This window comes from Candidatus Competibacter phosphatis, from assembly GCF_012939995.1.
GTDB classification, from domain to species: domain Bacteria; phylum Pseudomonadota; class Gammaproteobacteria; order Competibacterales; family Competibacteraceae; genus Competibacter; species Competibacter phosphatis.
On the sequence record NZ_SPMZ01000060.1, the window covers coordinates 1 to 19,363 of the forward strand.

The 19,363-nt window shown below is 63.0% G+C and carries 17 protein-coding genes and 2 pseudogenes; 15 read left to right on the plus strand and 4 right to left on the minus strand.

Going from position 1 to position 19,363, the window contains the following annotated elements:
- Positions 1-202: 202 nt before the first annotated feature.
- From E4P82_RS16950 to E4P82_RS17020, 15 genes are all read left to right on the plus strand, one after another.
- Positions 203-406 carry a hypothetical protein gene (locus tag E4P82_RS16950; protein ID WP_169249989.1) on the plus strand — a complete coding sequence of 68 codons (204 nt, stop codon included), beginning with the start codon at positions 203-205 and terminating at the stop codon, positions 404-406.
- 128 nt (positions 407-534) lie between these two features.
- Positions 535-732 carry a hypothetical protein gene (locus E4P82_RS16955; protein WP_169249990.1) on the plus strand — a complete coding sequence of 66 codons (198 nt, stop codon included), beginning with the start codon at positions 535-537 and terminating at the stop codon, positions 730-732.
- A gap of 34 nt (positions 733-766) precedes the next feature.
- On the plus strand, positions 767-1,333 hold the full coding sequence (locus tag E4P82_RS16960) for a lipid-binding SYLF domain-containing protein (RefSeq protein WP_169249991.1): 567 nt from the start codon (positions 767-769) through the stop codon (positions 1,331-1,333).
- A gap of 291 nt (positions 1,334-1,624) precedes the next feature.
- Complete coding sequence (locus tag E4P82_RS16965; RefSeq protein ID WP_169249992.1) at positions 1,625-2,113, plus strand: Na+/H+ antiporter subunit E; 489 nt, start codon at positions 1,625-1,627, stop codon at positions 2,111-2,113.
- Complete coding sequence (locus E4P82_RS16970) at positions 2,113-2,403, plus strand: MrpF/PhaF family protein (protein ID WP_169249993.1); 291 nt, start codon at positions 2,113-2,115, stop codon at positions 2,401-2,403. Before E4P82_RS16965 ends, E4P82_RS16970 begins: the two co-directional genes overlap by 1 nt.
- The gene (mnhG, locus tag E4P82_RS16975) at positions 2,404-2,736 is read left to right on the plus strand and encodes a monovalent cation/H(+) antiporter subunit G (protein ID WP_169249994.1); all 333 of its coding nucleotides are present in this window, start codon (positions 2,404-2,406) and stop codon (positions 2,734-2,736) included.
- Positions 2,737-2,756: 20 nt separating this feature from the next.
- The gene (locus E4P82_RS16980) at positions 2,757-3,302 is read left to right on the plus strand and encodes a DUF4040 domain-containing protein (protein ID WP_246327663.1); all 546 of its coding nucleotides are present in this window, start codon (positions 2,757-2,759) and stop codon (positions 3,300-3,302) included.
- Positions 3,302-3,721, plus strand: a complete 420-nt coding sequence (locus tag E4P82_RS16985) for a Na(+)/H(+) antiporter subunit B (protein WP_169249995.1) — start codon at positions 3,302-3,304, stop codon at positions 3,719-3,721. Before E4P82_RS16980 ends, E4P82_RS16985 begins: the two co-directional genes overlap by 1 nt.
- 140 nt (positions 3,722-3,861) lie before the next feature.
- Positions 3,862-4,221: a cation:proton antiporter subunit C gene (locus E4P82_RS16990; protein WP_169249996.1), complete on the plus strand. Its 360-nt coding sequence runs from the start codon at positions 3,862-3,864 to the stop codon at positions 4,219-4,221.
- Complete coding sequence (locus E4P82_RS16995; protein WP_169249997.1) at positions 4,218-5,702, plus strand: monovalent cation/H+ antiporter subunit D family protein; 1,485 nt, start codon at positions 4,218-4,220, stop codon at positions 5,700-5,702. Before E4P82_RS16990 ends, E4P82_RS16995 begins: the two co-directional genes overlap by 4 nt.
- The gene (locus tag E4P82_RS17000; protein WP_169249998.1) at positions 5,699-7,165 is read left to right on the plus strand and encodes a proton-conducting transporter transmembrane domain-containing protein; all 1,467 of its coding nucleotides are present in this window, start codon (positions 5,699-5,701) and stop codon (positions 7,163-7,165) included. Before E4P82_RS16995 ends, E4P82_RS17000 begins: the two co-directional genes overlap by 4 nt.
- Positions 7,166-7,241: 76 nt before the next feature.
- Positions 7,242-7,448, plus strand: coding sequence for a hypothetical protein (locus E4P82_RS17005; RefSeq protein WP_246327665.1), 207 nt, complete (start codon positions 7,242-7,244; stop codon positions 7,446-7,448).
- Positions 7,441-9,135, plus strand: coding sequence for a Na(+)/H(+) antiporter subunit D (locus tag E4P82_RS17010; protein WP_169249999.1), 1,695 nt, complete (start codon positions 7,441-7,443; stop codon positions 9,133-9,135). Before E4P82_RS17005 ends, E4P82_RS17010 begins: the two co-directional genes overlap by 8 nt.
- A gap of 126 nt (positions 9,136-9,261) precedes the next feature.
- Complete coding sequence (locus E4P82_RS17015) at positions 9,262-13,200, plus strand: hybrid sensor histidine kinase/response regulator (RefSeq protein WP_169250000.1); 3,939 nt, start codon at positions 9,262-9,264, stop codon at positions 13,198-13,200.
- A 14-nt stretch (positions 13,201-13,214) separates the two neighbouring features.
- Positions 13,215-14,405: a response regulator gene (locus E4P82_RS17020; protein WP_169250001.1), complete on the plus strand. Its 1,191-nt coding sequence runs from the start codon at positions 13,215-13,217 to the stop codon at positions 14,403-14,405.
- Positions 14,406-14,504: 99 nt separating this feature from the next.
- Here E4P82_RS17020 and E4P82_RS17025 read toward each other — a convergent pair.
- The 4 genes and pseudogenes from E4P82_RS17025 to E4P82_RS17040 form a co-directional block, all read right to left on the minus strand.
- Positions 14,505-15,582: pseudogene (locus E4P82_RS17025) on the minus strand (DMT family transporter).
- Between the two features lie 67 nt (positions 15,583-15,649).
- Positions 15,650-17,540, minus strand: a pseudogene (locus E4P82_RS17030) (potassium transporter Kup).
- Between the two features lie 16 nt (positions 17,541-17,556).
- A complete protein-coding gene (locus E4P82_RS17035; RefSeq protein ID WP_169250002.1) occupies positions 17,557-18,900 on the minus strand; it encodes an ArsB/NhaD family transporter in 1,344 nt (447 codons plus the stop codon).
- Positions 18,901-19,341 (minus strand): CBS domain-containing protein, encoded by a 441-nt coding sequence (locus tag E4P82_RS17040; protein WP_169250003.1) that lies wholly within the window; start codon positions 19,339-19,341, stop codon positions 18,901-18,903.
- Between the last annotated feature and the right edge of the window lie 22 nt (positions 19,342-19,363).

Below are 19,363 nucleotides of genomic sequence, written 5' to 3' on the forward strand. Positions count from 1 at the left end.
GGTTTGCTACAATCGGCACGGCGAGCCGAGTTTCGATCTGACCCGCCGCTATTTGGGTCCGGGCGCTGCCCGCACTTTGGCGTGGCGCGGTCCGGGTCGGGACCATTGGGACTATCGGGCGAACTAGCCGCCTGCTCCCGCGCGCGCCGCCCAGTCGGCTTGCCGGTCGGGCGGGCGCGGTGCGTTTCCTGGAGGCGAAATCATGGCTGGTGGTTGGGGTTGTCCCCACGAAATCGACAACATCTGCGGGCACGTCCAGGGACGACCGTGCGATCCGGGCATGAAAGGCTGCGTGCTGGCTGGCCGCTTCCGCTTCAGCAACGAGGCCAAGAACCGCCCGCCGCGACCGCCGCGGCGCGAGCCGAACGGCCGACGGGCCGATCCGAAGCGCGGTGGCGGTAAGTAGCCAAGGCATGCCGCCGACAGTGAGACAAACCCGTCGGTTTGGGTCCGAAAGCCGCGCGGTGCATACTAGCGGGCGGCGTCAAGCCGCTCCTGTTCGGGAGCGGACGCCAATCGCGATAGAGGTTGAACATGCACCGACACCAGACGCCCACCCGACAACGCCCGACGCTGTATCTAGTCTACGCCACCCCACTGGCCGGTGGACCGGTCATCGAAGACGCGGTGGTTGCCAGCGACGAAGAAGAAGCGTACCGCAGGGCGCGGGCGCTGTATCCGCGCGAGCGCTACGACGTGACCGTCTATCTGCAGTCCGCCGACGATGACTGAACCGCCGCCGGGGCTCCGAAAGGAAGCAAGAACCATGCCCGACAGGCACATTGCCCACGCGCTGGTCGGTTTGGCGTTGGTCGCCGTGCTGGGCGGTTGCGCCAGCACTCCGCCGGTAAACGCCCCTCCGGTATCCGACGACGCATTGCAATCCTCCGGCGCGCTGAGTCAGAAAGCCAAGCGGGAACAACAACGGGCCATCCTCAAGGTCCGCGATCAGACCCTGGACCAACTCTTCAAGCTGAAGCCATCGGCCAGGGCCGAATTCGACCAGGCCGCCGGTTACGGCGTGTTCGAGATCAACGGCTTGAACGCCGTGCTGTCGGAAACGCACGGGCGCGGCGTGGTTCTGGACAAAAAGAACCGGGCCGCGTACATGTTGTTGGCTCGAACCGATGTCGGTCCCGGCGCCGAGCTCAAACCGTACCGACAGGTGTTGATGTTCGGCAACCCCGAAACGCTGGGTCGCTTCATGGCCTCTGGATCGCCGGCCGACACCTCCAGCGATCCTGGCATCACGGTCTATCGGCTGGATATCAAGGGCGTGTCGGCTCAGGCCGACTGGGGTGCCCGCTATTTTCGGGATCCCGATCTGAACTGACCGCGTGGGCCATCGGCCTCTTGCGGACGGCCTCGAATTTCGGCCCGGACGGCGCACCTCGTGCCGCGATCGGCTTGCATCCGTCGGGATGCAAGCTATAGATTAATAAACGGCTTGGCCCTCCGCCCCCGCCTGATCCCTGGATAGTTAGGGAAATGGCCTTGAAAAATAGGGGGTTGCCTGATTTTCTTCCTTCTGGGCGAAGAACCAGGAAGAGGAACGGACCGCTCGCGATAGCGATGAAACGCACCGACGAGCCCGAAAACCATACCGAGGAACCGGAGGGCGAACATGCTGCACGCGCTAAGCTTATGGTTGATTTGCTTTGGCCTGTGGTTGTTGCTGTCAGGCTTCTTCGATAATTCCCTACTGTTGAGCTTCGGCGCGCTGTCCTGCGCCTTGGTGGTGTTCGTGGCGTGGCGGGTCGAGACGATCGATCCCGAGGAGCAACCGCTGCGTCCGCGGCTCGGCCCACAACTCCTCTGGTATTGGCCTTGGCTGCTGTGGCAGGTTGTGTTGGCCAACGTCGATGTCGTCAAACGCATCCTCGACCCCAAACTGCCGATCGCTCCCATGCTGATCACCCTCAAACCCAGTCAGCGCAGCGATCTGGGCCGGGTAATTTACGCCAACTCCATCACCCTGACGCCGGGCACGGTGACCACCTCGCTGAGCGGCGACAGCCTGGAAGTCCACGCACTGACCCGCGAGGGGGCCGATGACCTGTTGGCGGGTGATATGGATCGGCGGGTTGCCGGGTTGGAACGGGGAACCCCCTGATGTTTGCCGCCACGGCATGCGGTATCCTGGCGTGCATGGTCTTGGCCATGGCACGCGCGTTGATGGGACCGACCGTCTACGATCGCATCATGGCGGTCAACGCCTTCGGCACCAAGACCGTGCTGATCATCGCCGTGCTGGGATTCATGAGCGGGCGTCCCGACTTCATGGACATCGCGCTAGTCTATGCCCTGATCAACTTCATCGGCACCATCGCCGTGCTCAAATTCATCCGCTACGGGGACATGGGTTGGCCACGCAATGTCCCCGACGAACCGGACGATCTCTAGATGGCTGGGCTGATCGATGGACTGAGCTGGCTGGCGCTGCTCGGTGGCGTGTTTTTCGTGATCGTCGGTGGCGTCGGCCTACTGCGCCTGCCGGATTTCTACACCCGCCTGCACGCCGCCGGCATTACCGATACGATGGGTGCCGGCCTGATCCTGCTGGGTTTGATGTTGCAGGGCGGTTGGACCTTGGTTAGCGCCAAGTTGCTGTTGATCCTGTTGTTCTTGTGGTTCACCAGCCCTACCGCCACCCACGCTCTGGTCAAGGCCGCGCTGTCCGATCCCCAGAATCCCCGACCGCTCTTGCACGAGGATGCGCCGCCATCGAAATCCTAGTCGACATTGTGTTGCTGAGCCTGCTGGTGGTCACTGCGCTGGCGGTGATCCGATTGCGGGATCTGTTCGCCGTGGTGATGCTTTTCGGTATTTACAGCCTGCTGTCGGCCAGCCTGTTCGTGGTGCTGGACGCCGTGGATGTGGCGTTCACCGAAGCCTCGGTCGGCGCCGGGGTCGCCACCGTGTTCATGCTGGGCACGCTGGCGCTGACCACCAGTCGCGAGAAGACCCCCGGCGCGCACAAGCCGCTGTTACCGCTGCTGGTGGTGTTGGTCACCGGCGCGGCTCTGATCTACGGTACTTCCGACATCCCCCATTACGGCGATCCCGGCAATCCGATCCACCAGCATGTGGCGCCGCGCTATCTTGAGGATTCCGCCGAGGAGATCGGTATTCCCAATGTGGTGTCCTCGGTGCTGGCTAGCTATCGCGGCTACGACACGCTGGGTGAGACCACCGTGGTGTTCACCGCCGCGATTGGCGTGCTGCTGCTGATCGGCGGCGCGCGCCGCCGCCGCCGCTCCGAGGAGCCGCCCCGCCCCGATCGCGAAGAAGAAGACGCCTGATGCAGCAGTATTCGGTGCCCCGCCTGATCACCAAGCTGCTGCTGCCGCTGATTCTGCTGTTCGCCCTGTACGTGCAGTTTCACGGTGATTTCGGGCCGGGCGGCGGGTTTCAGGCCGGCGTGATCTTCGCGGCCGGGTTCGTGCTGTACGCGCTGGTATACGGGCTGGACAACGCTCGACGGATCATGCCGCCGTGGTTGCTGCGCGTCGGGGTTTCCCTGGGCGTGCTGATTTACGCGGGCGTGGGGGTGGCCGGCATGTTGCTGGGCGGCGCCTTCCTGGATTACGGAGTGCTGGATTCGCACGATCCGGTGCATGGCCAGCATCTGGGGATTTTGCTGGTGGAACTGGGTGTCGGCATCACGGTGGCGTCGGTCATGATCTCCATTTTCTACGCTTTTGCCGGTCGAGGTCGGTGAGAGGTCGGAGACGGGAGTTGCAGGATGCGGGGTTTAGCGGGCAAGCTCGGACCCAGGATTCGACGATGCCGAGCGACGGCTGAAGCGTCCCGGCGCCGCGATCCGCCGCATTGCGAAGATGGTTGAGGACAACAAAGAAAATGCAAATCCTCGGGCTGTACAATTACTGGATTTTCATCGTGTTGATGATGTGCGGTTTCTACGTGGTCATCTCGCGGGGCAATCTGGTCAAGAAGCTGGTCGGGCTGAACATCTTTCAGACCTCGGTGTTCATCCTCTACATCAGCATGGGTAAGATCGCCGGCGGCACCGCCCCCATTCTGACCGGGATGGCGACGATCTACAGCAATCCAGTGCCTCATGTGCTGATTCTGACCGCCATCGTGGTGGGCATCGCCACCACGGCGCTGGGTCTGGCGCTGGTGGTGCGCATCCACGAGGCTTACGGCACCATCGAGGAAGACGAGATCCACGCCCAAAGCGAAGACGAGGCCCTGTGACCGAACATCTGCCCGTACTCCAGGTCGTCGTTCCTCTGATCGCCGCGCCACTGTGCGCGCTGCTGCGTCCCGGCCGGGCGGTCTGGTTGCTGGCCATGGTGACTTGCGCGCTCTGTCTGCTGATCGCCGCGCTGCTGCTGGACCGGGTGTTGGCGCAGGGCGTGATTTCCTACGCCATGGGTGGTTGGCCGGCGCCCTGGGGCATCGAATACCGGGTGGATGCCGCCAACGCCTACATGTTGCTGATCGTGGCGGCGATCGGCGCCGTGGTGATGGCGTTCGCGCGGACCGTGGTGGAACAGCGTATCCGCCTGCCGGCAAGCAAGCAGCCCTGGTTCTATGCCACCTATCTGTTGTGCCTGACCGGCCTGCTGGGGATGATCGTCACCGGCGACGCCTTCAATGTCTTCGTGTTCCTGGAAATTTCCTCGCTGTCCAGCTACGTGCTGATCAGCATCGGTCGTGATCGTCGCGCGTTGACCGCCGCTTATCAGTACCTGATCATGGGCACCATCGGCGCCACCTTCATCCTGATCGGCATCGGCTTTTTGTACGTGATGACCGGCACCCTCAACATGGCCGACCTGGCCGCGCGCCTGCCGGCGGTGGCCGATACCCGCACCGTGCGCGCCGCCTTCGCCTTTCTGACCATCGGCATCAGCCTCAAGCTGGCGCTGTTTCCGCTGCATTTGTGGTTGCCCAACGCCTACGCCTACGCGCCCTCGGCGGTTACCGCGTTCCTGGCCGCCACGGCCACCAAGGTGGCGATTTATGTGCTGTTGCGGTTTTTCTTCACCATCTTCGGCGCCCAGTTCTCTTTTGGGACCATGCGTCTGGACGCCATCCTGCTGCCGCTGGCCCTGGCGGGGATTTTCAGCGCCTCCGTGGTGGCGATTTTCCAGACCAACGTCAAGCGGATGCTGGCCTATTCCAGCGTGGCCCAGATCGGCTATATGATCCTGGGCATCAGCCTGGTGTCGGTTACCGGCCTGACCGCCGCCATTTCGCACCTGTTCAACCACGCCCTGATGAAGGGGACGCTGTTCATGGCGCTTGGCTGTGTGTCGTTTCGGATCGGCGCCGTCAGTCTCGATCGCATGGCCGGGGTGGGTCGGATCATGCCTTGGACCATGGGCGCGTTCGTGATCGGCGGCCTGAGTCTGATCGGGGTGCCGATGACGGCGGGTTTCGTCAGCAAGTGGTACCTGATCCTTGGCGCGTTGGAGCGAGGCTGGTGGCCGGTGGCGCTGTTGGTGTTGTTCACCTCGCTGCTGGCGGTGGTCTACATCTGGCGAGTGGTGGAGACGGCCTACTTTCAGCCCGCGCCGGAGGGTCGCGCGACGACCGGCGAGGCTCCGCTGGCGCTGCTGGTGCCGACCTGGACTTTGGCGCTGGCCAACCTTTATTTCGGGCTTGATACCTCGCTGAACGCGGGGGTGGCCCGTCGCGCGGCGGAAGCGCTGCTGGGAGTGGGGCCATGAACTCCGAAACCATCCTGCCGCTGGCGCTGTTCATCCCGCTCCTGAGCGCATTCTTCATCGCCCTCAACGACGGCCGGCCCGACTGGCGGGAGGGGGCGACCCTGCTGGGGTCGCTGCTGCTGCTGGGCGTGGTGTTTTCCCTGCTGCCGGCGGTGGCGACCGGCGCCCGCCCCACGGTGGATTTGCTCGAATTCGCCCCTGGCCTGCCGCTGCGGCTGAGCGTGGAGCCCCTGGGCATGACCTTCGCCTGTGTGGCTGCCCTGCTGTGGCCGCTGAACTCGCTCTATTCCATCGGTTACATGCGCGGCAACCAGGAACAACATCAGACCCGGTTTTATATCTGTTTCGCCATCGCCATCGCCAGTACCATCGGCATCGCCTTCGCCGGCAATCTGCTGACCCTGTTCATCTTCTACGAGGCGCTGACCCTTTCGACCTATCCGTTGGTCACCCACAAGGGCACTGAGGAAGCCAAGCAAGCCGGCAGGCTGTATCTCGGCATCTTGGTCGGTACCTCGATCGGCTTTCTGCTGCTGGCCATCGTCTGGACCTGGGTTGTCGCCGGTACTTTGGAGTTCGCGCCGGGCGGGATTTTGGCGGGTAAGATCGATGGCCCGCTGGTGAATGTGCTGCTGGCCTTGTACATGTTCGGGATCGGTAAGGCGGCGTTGATGCCGTTTCACCGCTGGTTGCCGGCGGCGATGGTCGCGCCGACGCCGGTCAGCGCGCTGCTGCACGCGGTGGCGGTGGTGAAGGCCGGGGTATTCTCGGTGCTGAAAGTCATCGTTTATGTCTTCGGCATTGATTTTCTGAAGGATACCGGCGCATCGAGCTGGTTGATGTGGGTGGCGGCGCTGACCGTGTTGCTGGCGTCCTTCGTGGCCTTAACCAAGGATAATCTCAAGGCGCGGCTGGCCTATTCGACCGTCAGTCAGTTGGGTTACGTGGTGCTGGGCGCGGCGCTGGCGACCTCGATGGGCGTGATCGGCGGTTCGATGCAGATCGTCATGCACGCTTTCGGCAAGATCACCCTGTTCTTTTGCGCCGGCGCGATCTACACCGCCGCGCATAAGACCGAAGTCAGCCAGTTGGACGGGCTGGGCCGGGCGATGCCCTTCACCTTCGGCGCCTTCCTGATCGGCGCGCTCAGCATCATCGGTCTGCCGCCGCTGGGCGGATCGTGGAGCAAGTGGTATCTGCTGGTGGGCGCGGCCGACGCCGAGCAGTGGGCGCTGATGGCGGTGTTGTTGCTCAGTTCGCTGTTGAACGTGGCGTATTTGTTGCCGGTTCCGGCGCGGGGCTTTTTCGCGGCGGCTCCGGCCGGCGGCGCGACCCAAATCCCGATCCGCGAAGCGCCGCTGGCCTGCGTGGTGCCCTTGTGTCTGACTGCCCTCGGCTGTTTGTGGTTGTTTTTCCAGGCCGATTCCCTGTACGCGCTGCTCGCGCCGATTACCGTTCGCTGAGAGGTTTGCATGACCGCTCCATCGCCCGACGCCGACCGCCCAGAAAAAAAAATATTGGCTGGATGAGCCGCGTCATGTGGACCAGTTCTTTTACGGCTTAGTCGGGATCTGCATCGTGCTGCTGCTTGGCGATTTGCTGTATCACAAGCACGCGACCTTCAGTTTCGAGAGTTGGTTCGGCTTCTTTGCCTGGTACGGCTTCATTTGCTGCGTCGCCCTGGTGCTGCTAGCCAAGCAGATGCGCAAGGTCGTGAAGCGGGACGAGGATTATTACGGTGATTGACGGCCTCAACCCGGCGCTGATTCTGATTGGCGGCTCCTTGCTGGCGCTGCTCGCGCCGCAAGGCCGTGCCCGCAATCTGTTCATGCTGGCGCTGCCCGTTCTCGGCGCGCTGCAATTATGGGGTTTGCCTTACGGCGAGTATGCGAGGATCGAATTATTCGACCTGACCCTGACGACCCTGCGGCTGGATGGCTTGAGCTTTGCTTTTGCACTGGTTTTTCATATCGCCGCGCTATTGGCGATCATCTATGCCTGGCGGCTGGATGATCCGGTGCAGCAGGTCGCGGGTTTGTTGTATCCGGGAGCGGCGGTGGGCGCGGTGCTGGCGGGCGATCTAGTCACCTTGTTCATTTGCTGGGAATTGGCGGCCGTTTCCTCGGTGTTTCTGATCTGGGCGCGGCGCACCCAACGGGCTTATCACGCCGGCATGCGCTATCTGCTGGCGCAAATCGGTTCCGGCGTGCTGTTGCTGGCCGGAGTGATCGTCCACTTGCGGGCCACCGGCTCGATCACTTTCGAGCACTTGGGGCTGGACAGTCCGGGCGGCTGGCTGATTTTCATCGCCTTCGGCATCAAGGCCGCGTTCCCGCTGCTGCACAATTGGTTGCAGGACGCCTACCCGGAAGCCACCGTGACCGGCACCGTGCTGCTGTCGGCCTTCACCACCAAGATGGCGATTTACGCCTTGGCACGCGGCTTCGCCGGCACCGAAAGCCTGATTACCATCGGCACGCTCATGGCGATGTTCCCGATTTTCTATGCGGTGATCGAAAACGATCTGCGGCGGGTGTTGGCCTACAGCATGAACAACCAGCTCGGCTTCATGGTGGTCGGTGTCGGCATCGGCACGCCGCTGGGTTTGGACGGCGCGGTGGCGCACGCTTTCGCCGATATTTTGTTCAAGGCGCTGTTGTTCATGAGCATGGGCGCGGTGCTGTTGCGCGCCGGCACGGTCAACGGTTCGGAACTGGGCGGACTGTATAAATCCATGCCGCTCACCGCCGGGCTTTGCATGGTCGGCGCGGCGTCGATCTCGGCCTTCCCGCTGTTTAGCGCCTTCGTCACCAAATCGCTGATCCTGGAGGCGGCGGCGCGGGAAGGACACTGGGTTTCCTTTCTGTTTCTGCTGTTTGCCTCGGCTGGCGTGTTCCATCATGCCGGCATCAAGATTCCCTTTTTCGCCTTCTTCGCCCACGACAGTGGCATCCGCTGCGAGGAAGCGCCCCGCAACATGCTGGTTGCGATGGGCTTGGCGGCGGCGCTGTGCGTGGGAATCGGCGTCTTTCCAGAGGCGCTCTACGCCATTTTGCCCTATCCGATCGCCTTCGATCCGTACACCACCACCCATGTCGTCACCCAGCTTCAGTTACTCGCATGGTCGGCGCTGGCGTTTTCGGTGCTGGTGCGCACTGGTATTTATCCGCCGGAACTACGGTCGGTCAACCTGGATTTCGATTGGGGCTACCGTAAGCTGATGCCCGTTGTCGCGACTGGTGTCTGGGGAGCGGTGTCGCGAGGTTGGGAAGCGTTCAATACCGCCGTCGAACACCTCGTGAAAAGGTTGATCGCGGGATTGGCCCGCCATCACGGCCAATACGGCGTGCTGGCCACCACTTGGCCGACCGGTAGCATGGTGCTGTGGGCGGTCGTGTTGTTGGGCGCCTGCCTGATTTTCTACTATCTCTAGAGCGTTTGCGGTCCGGGTGACGTCAATTCCGGCCCCGCGTTATGCTTTGACCCGAGGACCGGCCGCGCCCGCGCTGGCGTCCACCATCGGTTGGCCCGACTTCCTTTCTGTCCAGGGCCGTTCATTGTGAAAACCTCGCCCAGCCTGTGTGAGGATCTGATTCGGCGAACTTGGCTGCTGGTCAGTCTGACCGTGCTGGCCTTCGGCTTGGCCATGTATTTCCTGATTCTCTCGCCGTTGTTCGACCGGCTGGCGGCCAGCGAGTTGCGCCAGGGCGCCGAGATCGCCGGCGAGCGCGTCGAACTGCTGTTCGAAGACATCGAGCGGATGATCGATACCGCCCGCCGTTGGGGTTTGCGGGAACAATTCACCCTGGACGACCTGCACGGTTTCGACGGTCTGTTCGAACCGTTCGTCGCCAGCCAGCCCCGAGTGACCTCGCTGCTGTTCGCCGACGAGCGCGGCCGGGAATTCCTGCTGCTCAAAATGCCGAACGGCGAATGGCGCAATCGGGTCAGCGATCCACAGCGCTGGGGCCAACGTCAGCGGATCTTTTCCTGGCGCGACAGCCCGCCGCCGCTGACCGAGGGCGAGTGGCAGGAACGCGATTACGACGCTCGTCGCCGTCCCTGGTATCAGGGCGCGCTGGTGCTGACGCGGGATGGCGAGCTGCATTGGACCGAGCCCTATCAGTTTTTCACCACCCGCGAGCTGGGCATCACCGTCTCGACCCACTGGCACGATCCCCATACTGGCCAGTTGCGGGTGCTGGCCCTGGACGTGAAGTTGTTCGACCTGTCGCGTTTCACCCAGTCAGTCAACACCAGCGCCAACGGCCAGGTAGCGATCATGACGCCCGACAGCCACCTACTCGGCCTGCCGCGGCATCCCCGTTTCGAGAACGACGAACAAATCCGCGCCAGCGTCCTGAAAACCGCCGCCGAGAACGACCTGCCGCATCTGGCCGAGGCATTCGAGCAGTGGCGGGCTGATGGCCAGCCGACGGAGAACGTGCTGTTCTTCGTCGCCGCCGGCGCGCGGTGGCTCGGCTTCTTCCTGCCGGTCCGCTTCGGTAATCGGCAACTGCTGGTGGTCACCGTCGCGCCGCGCCGCGATTTCGTGCCGATCGGCGCCGCCGACGCGCTGGCGCTGGCGGCTTTGTTCGTCGCTCTGTTGCTGGTGGCGTTTCTGTTGTCGCGCCACGTCGCTCGGCGGGTGGCGCGACCGGTCGAGATGCTGATGGGCGCCAGCACGCGCATCGGCCGCCTGGATCTGGATCGACCGGTGGCGTTCGAGCCTTCCTGGCGGGAAATCGACGCGCTGTTCGGGGCGCAGGAAGAGATGCGGCAGATGCTGCTGGCCAGCCGCCGTGATCTGGAAGGCAAGGTGGCGGTACGGACCCGCGAGCTGGCCGACCAGATCGCCCTGCTGGAAGCGCTGGTGGACAATATTCCCAACCCGATCTTCTATAAGGGGCCGGACAGCCGTTTCCTGGGTTGCAATCACGCCTACGAAGCCGCGTTCGCCACTCCGCGCCAGTCCCTGGTTGGCCGCCGGGTGCTGGATCTCAAATCCCTTGCGGACGAAGACCGCCGACTCTACCAGCGGGAAGACGAAGCAGTGATCCGCGAGGTGGGGCGGATCATGCGGGAAACCGTCATCGTTTTCGCCGACGGCCGGCCGCATCATACCCTGTACGCGGTCAGCGGCTTTCGCAATCCGGACGGTTCGCCGGGTGGCCTGGTGGGAGTGATCGTGGACATCAGCCCGCTCAAGCAGGCTGAGGCGGCATTGCTCAAGGCCAAGGAGCAGGCCGAGGCGGCCACCCAGACCAAGAGCATGTTTCTGGCCAACATGTCCCATGAGATCCGCACGCCGATGAACGCCATCATCGGCATGGCGCATCTTTGCCTGCGAACCGAGCTGAGTGCCAAGCAACGCGATTACGTGCAAAAAATCCACAATGCCAGCCTCTCGCTGCTGGGTATCATCAACGACATCCTCGATTTCTCCAAGATCGAAGCCGGTAAGTTGGCGCTGGAACGCATCGGTTTTACCCTCGACGAGGTGCTCGGCGCGGTCTCGACCATGGTGGCTCCCAAGGCCCACGACAAGGGCTTGGAGTTGCTGTTCCATGTGCCTGGCGGCATCCCGCAGCGCTTGAGGGGCGATCCCTTGCGGCTGGGGCAGATTCTGATCAATCTGCTCAACAACGCCATCAAGTTCACCGAGCACGGCCAGATCGGCGTGACGGTCCGACTGCTGGAGCAGGTCGGCCACCGGGTCCGGCTGCGCTTCGAGGTGCGCGATACCGGCATCGGCATGAATCCCGAGCAGAGCGCCCGACTCTTCCAAGCCTTCACCCAGGCCGACGGTTCGATCACCCGCAAATACGGTGGCACCGGTCTGGGTCTGACCATCTGCAAGCGGTTGGTGGAATTGATGGGTGGCGCCATCGGGGTGGAATCGACGCCGGGCGCCGGTAGCATTTTCACCTTCACGGCGCGCTTCGGCCTCGGCGAGACCGCCTGGAGCGCGCGGCGCGCGTTGCCGGCGGTCTTCGACGGCATGCGGACCCTGGTGGTGGACGACAACGCGGCGGCTCGGGAAATTCTGGGCGAGGCGCTGCGCGGCGCCTCTTTGCGGGTGGAGACCCTGGCGAGCGGCGGCGAAGCCATCGCCGCGTTACGGCAGGCCGACGCCGACGATCCCTACCGACTGGTCTTCGTGGACTGGAAAATGCCGGAAATGGACGGCATCGAGACCATCCGGCGGATCAAGTGCGACTCCGTCCTGACGCATCCGCCGCGAGTGGTGATGCTGACCGCCTTCGGGCGCGAGGAACTGCGGGTCCAGGCCGAGGCGGCGGGCGCGGACGATTTTCTGGTCAAGCCGCTGAATATCTCGCTATTGCTGGAGACCCTGCTGGCGCTGTTCGCGCCCTCGTCGGATGGTTCGCCCCCGCGCGAGGAGTCGGACGAGCGGCGCTTCCGCTTGGATGGCGCCCGCATCCTGCTGGTCGAGGACAACGACCTCAACCGGCAGATCGCCGTCGAGCTGCTGTACGGCGCCGGTGCCCGGGTCACGGTGGCCAACGATGGTCGGGAGGCGGTGGAACAGGCGCTGGCCAGCCTGGACGACGAGCAGCCTTACGATCTGATCCTGATGGATTTGCAGATGCCTCGGATGGACGGTTATCAGGCCACCCGCCATCTGCGCGCCGACGACCGTTTCCACCAGTTGCCGATCATCGCCATGACCGCCCACGCGTTGATCGAGGAGCGGCAGCGTTGTCTGGATGCCGGCATGAACGACCACATCGCCAAACCGATCGAGCCGGAGGCGATGTTTCGCACCCTGCTGCGTTGGGTCGGGCGCAAGGTGTCGGCCGCGGAAAATCCCGTGCTCGCAACGACCGCCGCAGGGACCGTCGGGGAGGAAACCGCGCTGCCGGTGGTGGCCGGGCTGGATACCGTCAGCGGACTGCGGCGGTCGGGCGGTAACTCCCGGCTATACCGCGAACTGCTCGGCAAGTACCTGGACGGTCAGGGCGATGCGCCGGCCCGGATTCGCGCGGCGCTGGCGGCCGGCGACCGGGAGACGGCGGAGCGGCTGGCGCACACGCTCAAGGGCGTGTCCGGCACCATCGGCGCGGAGGCGGTGCAAGCACCGGTCGCCGTGCTGGAGCAGGCGATTCGGAACGATGTCGCGCCGCGAGAAGTTGAAACATTGCTACGACAAACCGAAGGGAGCATGGCCGCCCTGCTGGAACCGCTGCGGACCGCGCTGGCGCATCCCACGGCCGGGCCGGACACTCGGGCGGCGGCGACCGCGATGCCACGGGACCACGATCAAGCCCGGACGCTACTTGCCGGCCTGGAAACTCTGCTGCGCGACGATGACGCCGAGGCGGTGGAGTACCTGCACGAGCACCGGGCACGGCTGCGAGCCTGCCTGCCGCCGGCGTCGTTCCGGGCCATGGAACAGGCCATCCTCAACTATGCCTTCGACGAGGCGCTGACCCAGTTGCGGACGATGATGGCGTCGCTCGAAGCATCCGCTTGACCCGCGAGGACCCCATGAGTGACCACAGCCTCTACTCGGAACGCCAAACCATTCTGGTGGTGGACGACACGCCGGACAACATCGCCCTGCTCAGCACCCTGCTCAAGGATCGCTACAAGGTCCGGGCCGCCAACAACGGCGAACGCGCCCTGGCCATCGCCGCCGGCCAGCCACGGCCCGATCTGATCTTGCTGGACATCATGATGCCAGGCATGGATGGTTACGAAGTCTGCGAGCGGCTCAAGATCGATCCCCACACCGCCGACATTCCGGTGATCTTCCTTACCGCCAAGGTCCAAGTGGAAGACGAGGAATTCGGCCTGCATCTGGGCGCGGTGGACTACATCACCAAACCGATCAGCCCGCCGATCGTGTTAGCCCGGGTCGAAACGCATCTGACACTGAAACGCGCCCGGCAATTCCTGCAAGACCGCAACGCTTATCTGGAGGCGGAGGTGTGGCGCCGCAGTCGCGAGGTGATGGCGATTCAGGAAGTCACCATCATGGCGATGGCTTCGCTGGCGGAAACCCGCGATAACGCCACCGGCAACCACATCCGCCGCACCCAGCACTATGTCCGAGTGCTGGCCCAGCATCTTCGCCATCACCCCCGCTTCACCGCCGCCCTGAACGACGAAACCATCGAACTGCTGTTCAAGTCGGCGCCGTTGCACGATATCGGCAAGGTGGGGATTCCCGATCGAATCCTGCTCAAGCCGGGCCGATTGACCCCGGACGAATTCGAGATCATGAAGACCCATGCCGCGTTGGGGCGCGATGCCATCGCGGCCGCCGAGCGGTATCTCGACACCCCCGATTCCTTCCTGCGCTTCGCTCGGGAAATCGCCTATTCCCATCAGGAAAAATGGGACGGCAGCGGCTATCCCGAAGGATTATGGGGCGAACAGATTCCGCTGTCGGCGCGGTTGATGGCGGTGGCCGACGTGTACGACGCCTTGATCAGCCGGCGGATCTACAAACCGGCCCTGCCGCACGAACAGGCGGTGGCGATGATCCGGGAGGGCCGGGACCAGCATTTCGACCCGGACATCGTCGATGCCTTTCTGGAATGCGCCGAGCAGTTCCGAACCATCGCGGCGCGATTCGCCGACGACGAGCAAGTCTGGCGGCACACCCTGGAGCAGGTGGAAGCCGCGCTGAGCGACGAGACCATCGTGCTGGGCGGCGATACTGGAGCGAGATGAGCGCAGCGCCGGTCCGCGTCGCTCTCCCCATCGCGGCCGGCGTTCCGCCCAGTCCCATCCCCTTCTGGCCCGCGGGCATTCGGGATAGCGCCGCCGACTTCAATGACCATGCCGATGGTGCGCATCGGGAAAGTGTGGGTGGGTATGGGTGATGGGTTCGTGTCGATGGCGGTGACAGTGACGACCGGCCGGTGACCAGGATTCGTCGTGCGCGTGCCGATGATGCTCATCGTGGGTGTGCTCGTGCTCGTGTTCGAGCGCTTCATGGCGATGCGGGTGGCTGTGCCGTTCGGTCAGATGCAGCCAGATGCCGATGGCCATCAACGTTCCAGCGATCCATGATTGGATGCCGACCGATTCATGCAGCAACGGGATAGCCAGCACCGCGCCGAGGAACGGCGCCACCGAGAAGTACGCGCCGGTGCGGGCGACACCGAGCTGACGCAGGCCGATGACGAACAACACCAGGCTGACGCCGTAGGCGAAAAACCCCACCGCCAAGGCGCCGGCAACCGTCGGCAACGACGGCCAGTTCGCGCCGAGCAGGACCGCCATCGTCAGGTTGACGCCGCCCGCCGTCAGTCCCTTGATCGCGGCGATCCAGGTCGCGTCGGTCAACGAAACCTTGCGGGTCAGGTTGTTATCGATGCCCCAAGCCAGGCAGGCGCCGAGCACGGCCAAGGCCGGCCATACCCCGGAGAAGCTGGCATCGCCCGGCCAGCTCAACACCACCGCGCCAGCGACGATGGCGGCCATGCCCAGCACGATGCGGCGATCGAAATTTTCCCGGAACGCGAACCAGGCCAGCAGCGTGGTGAACACCCCTTCGGCGTTGAGCAACAACGACGCACCCGTTGCCGGCATCCCGGTCAGACCGAACATCAATAGTACCGGTCCCACGACCCCGCCGGCGGTCATCGCGCCGGTCAACCACAGCCATTCGCTTGGCGACAAGGTAGGCTTGGGCGCACGGCGCAGCCAACGGTAGCCGCTCACGCCCCAAACCCGAGCCGAGATAGAGCAATCCGGCCAGCAGCCACGGATCGGCGCTGGCCAGCAAGCTTTTGGCAAGCGGCGTGCCCGCGCCGAACAACAGCGCCGCTCCCAGCGCCGCCAGGACGCCGGGGTGATGCAGGAGTAGGGGTCTTCCGTCCAGCATGATGAAATACCAGTGCAATTTATCTGGAGGCAATTACCGATATCGCAAGTACGAATACCCCAGCCGATGGCGCCGGTAAACCCGGCTATAACTCGACTTGAGTGCCCAATTCCACCACCCGGTTGTACGGGATGCGAAAGAAATCCATCGGACGAGTGGCGGTGCGAAACATGTTGGCGAACAGTCTTTCGCGCCACAGCGCCATCCCGGCGCGGTCCGTGGGAATGAGCGTCGCACGTCCCAGGAAGAAGGTGGTGTCCATCATCTCGAAGCTGAGTCCATAGGGCTCGCAAAGCGCCAGGGCGTGTGGCAGGTCGGGATCTTCGGTGAAGCCGTAGCGAATGATGATCCGATAGGTGTTGGACCCCAAACAATGCACGGTCACCCGATCTCGATCTTCCACGCGCGGAATCTCCTCCGTCACCACGGTCAGCAACACCAGGCGTTCATGCACGACCTTGTTATGCTTCAGGTTGTGTAGCAGGGCGTTCGGTACGCCGTCGGGGGTGCTGGTCAGAAACACCGCCGTGCCCGGCACGCGCAGGGTGGATCCCCGCGTCAGGCTTTGCAGGAATAAATCCAGCGGCATGGCGTTCTCACGTAGCCGCTGATTCAGCAATGCGCGCCCGTCCTTCCAGGTGACCATCAGGGTGAAAATGATCGCTCCGATCAGCAGGGCGATCCAACCGCCATGCCCGATCTTGAGCGCGTTGGCGGAGAAGAACGCCAGATCCACCAGGAGAAAGAACACGATACCCAAGCCCAGCTTGAAGCCGTTCCAGCCCCAGGCCCGCCGCGCCAGCACCAGCACCAACAGCGTGGTGATCACCATGGTGATCGTCACCGCGATACCATAGGCGGCCGCCAGATTGGACGAGGATTCGAAACCCAGCACCAACACCAGCACCCCGATCAGCAAGCCCCAGTTGGCGCCGGGAAGGTAAATCTGGCCGATTTCGCTTGCGGAGGTATGCCGGATCTCGATGTGCGGACAGAAACCGAGTTGCACCGCCTGTCGGGTCATGGAAAACACCCCGGAAATCACCGCTTGCGAGGCGATGACCGTCGCGATCGTGGCCAGCGCCACCAGCGGATACAGCGCCCAGGATGGCGCCAACAGATAAAAAGGGTTGGCGATCGCATCCGGGTTGCTCAACAGCAACGCGCCTTGTCCCAGGTAATTGAGCAAAATGGCGGGCAGAACCAGGGTGAACCAGGCAAGCCGAATCGGCAACTTGCCGAAATGCCCCATGTCGGCGTACAACGCCTCGCCGCCGGTCATCACCAGGAACACCGCGCCCAACACCAGAAAACCGTGTCCCCGGTTAGTCGCGAAAAAAACGCATGGCATACTCGGGATCGAACGCCGCCAGCACCTGGGGGGCCTTCATCATGTTGATCAGACCCAACAAGGCCAGGATCGCGAACCAAAGCAGCATGACCGGCCCAAAAAAGGCGCCGACCCTGGCGGTACCGTGGCTTTGTAGCGCGAACAGACCGACCAGGATCAGCACTGTGATGGGAATCACATAGGGCGTCAGCACCGGCGTGGCGAGGTGCAGACCCTCGACCGCGCTGAGCACCGAAATCGCCGGTGTGATCACGCCATCTCCGTAGAACAAGGTAGCTCCAAAAAGCCCCATCATGATCAGCCGATGGCGTTGTCGATCGGTGCCTCCAAAATGATGAAGGACCAACGCCATCAGCGCCAGAATACCCCCTTCGCCCCGGTTATCGGCGCGCATGACGAAAATGATGTATTTGATCGAAATCACAATGATCAACGACCAAAAGATCAGGGAAAGAATGCCCAGTACATTGTCGCGGGTGGGTGAGACGGCATAGCTGCCACTGAAACACTCGCGCATGGCATACAGTGGACTGGTGCCGATGTCGCCATACACCACGCCGATCGCCGCGATCGTGATGGTGGCGAGCTGACCGCCGTGACTCGCGGAGCTGGGCTTCGTGCTCATGGTGGCGGATCAAGGCTCAGAGATACCGCCAATACAGATAGACCATGCTGATGGCGATGGACATGAGCATGATCGGGAAGGCCATCAGGGTGTATTGCATGAAGCGGATCGGCTGGCCGGCCCGTTCGGCGAAGCCGGCAACCACCAGGTTGGCGCTGGCCCCGATCAGGGTGCCGTTGCCGCCCAGACAGGCGCCCAGCGACAACGCCCACCACAGTGGCATCAAACCTTCCGGCCCGCCGAAGGTCGGGGCCATGGCCTTGATCAGCGGAATCATGGTGGCGACGAAGGGAATGTTGTCGATGATTGCCGACAGAATGGCCGAGGACCACAGAATGATCATGGAGGTTGCGGTCAGGTTGCCGCCGGTCAAGGCCAGCATCTTGTCGGCCAGCAGCTTGAGCAGGCCGGTGCTATCCACGCCATGCACCACGATGAACAGACCGACAAAGAAGAAAATGGTGATCCATTCCACTTCGTTGAAGGCATCCAGGACATGCTTGCTCTGGTGTTCGGCGTCGCGGCCGAGATTGGCCAGCAGCAGCAACAGCGCGGCGCCGGTCATGGCGACGGTGGCGGCTTCCAGATGCAGCGCCTTGGCAAAGACGAAACCGCCGATCACCAGCCCGATGACGCTCAGGCACTGCTTGAGCAGGCGCGGGTCGGTGATGGCCTCGCGTTCGTTGAATTGCATCACCCGTTGACGATCTTCCGGGGCGGCCTTGAGATGCCGACCCCAGATGAAGTAGATGGGAATCAGGGTCGCCGCCATGATGACGACGATGACCGGCAGCAGGTTATAGGCGAAATCGTTGAAGGTCAGCCCGGTGGCCGAGCCGATCATGATGTTGGGCGGATCGCCGATCAGAGTGGACGTGCCGCCGATGTTGGACGAGAAGATCATCGCGAACAGATAGGGATACGGGCTGACCTTGAGTTCTTCGGTGATCAGCAAAGTGACCGGCGCCACCAGTAGCACGGTGGTCACATTATCCAAAAGCGCCGAGGTTACCGCCGTGACCAGCGCAATCATCACCAGAATGCCCCAGGGTCGGGCATCGACCTTCTTGGCCGCCCAAATCGCCATGAACTGGAATACCCCGGATTGGCGAGTGATGGCGACGATCACCATCATGCCGATCAACAGGCCGATGGTATTGAAGTCGATGCCGCGAATGGCGGCTTCCTGATTAAGAACGCCGAGCACGATCATCAAGCCCGCCGCCAACAGGGAGACGATGGCCCGGTTGACCTTTTCGGTCATGACCACCACGTAGGTGATCGCAAACAGAATGGCCGCGACCCACATCGGGTTCAGGCCAAATAGCACTGATGTCGCACCTGCTTCCGATCCGTGCATTCAGGCGCTCTCCCCCATCAGTTTTTCCAATACGTCCCAGAAGGAAATGATGCCCTCCAAGCGATTGTTCGTCTTATCCACCACCGGCACGCTGGTGGTGCGCCCGTGCAACATCAGCAACATCACTTCCATGGCGGGTGTGTCGGGATGCGCGACCTCATGAATGTTCAGCCAGTTCCGCACCGGCTCCTCGCGACGTCCGCCCAGGCGCTGCGCCAGATCCACGAGATTCTCGGTGATGAAGGACACGTTATCGAGTCCGTGTTTGTCCAGCACCGCCTTGGGCAGGGTCAGTTTCAGCAGCGAATAAATGCTGAACGTGCCCAAATAGCAGCCCTGTTCGTCCACCACGGGCAGGTGGCGTAGATGGTGTTTGAGAATGCGGTCGGCGGCGGTAGCGACCGTATCGGACGGGCGCAGCGTCATCGGGTTGGGGTTCATGAGGATTTTTTGCGTTCATACA